At 54.6% G+C, this 599-nt stretch carries 1 protein-coding gene and 1 rRNA gene; one reads left to right on the plus strand and one right to left on the minus strand.

Annotated elements, in window-relative coordinates:
• The first annotated feature begins 201 nt into the window (after positions 1–201).
• A 5S ribosomal RNA gene (gene rrf / locus HFK18_RS21570) occupies positions 202–316 on the plus strand.
• A gap of 75 nt (positions 317–391) precedes the next feature.
• On the opposite strand, the gene HFK18_RS21720 is transcribed toward rrf, so the two are convergent.
• A partial coding sequence (locus tag HFK18_RS21720) for a hypothetical protein (RefSeq protein WP_218946962.1) occupies positions 392–599 on the minus strand: 208 nt, incomplete at its 5' end.

The following is a 599-nucleotide window of genomic DNA, read 5'->3' on the forward strand; positions in this document are numbered from 1 at the left end:
ACTGATACTAATGATCCGAGAGGCTTGACCATATAACCTCAAGTTGCCTTGGCCGACATGACATGTCGATAGATCCAAGTGAACGCTACGTCACAAGACCAAACGAGAGGCAGGCGCTCAGGCGCGTCTCTTTGCAATGCAGGCATCACCGTGCCCGCTCCCTGCAAAGACACGACGTCCAAGCGACACTCCAACCGCCTCCCTGGTGAAATTAGCGCTATGGAACCACCCGATCCCATCCCGAACTCGGAAGTGAAACGTAGCTGCGCCGATGGTAGTGTGGCCTAAGCCATGCGAGAGTAGGTCATCGCCAGGGTTTATACCCCGAAAACCCCGCTGCTCATGCAGCGGGGTTTTCCTTTTTTTGCAAGCCTCAGGTTTCGACCTGGACTTACGGCAACAACTTCGCGAAGAGCTTCAAGTTCCTCTCACAAGTTGTTGACAAAGCTGAAAAGCCTGCCATAATAGGCGGCTCGCAACGACGAAAGGCCCTCGGGTCCAACGACGAAGCAGCATCGGCAACAACGTCCACTTCGGTGAGACGGCCTTGAAAAAAGGTGTTGACGAAGCGGAAAAGCCGGCTATAATGGGCGGCTCGC

This window comes from Stenotrophomonas sp. SbOxS2 (genome assembly GCF_013416715.1).
GTDB classification, from domain to species: domain Bacteria; phylum Pseudomonadota; class Gammaproteobacteria; order Xanthomonadales; family Xanthomonadaceae; genus Stenotrophomonas; species Stenotrophomonas lactitubi.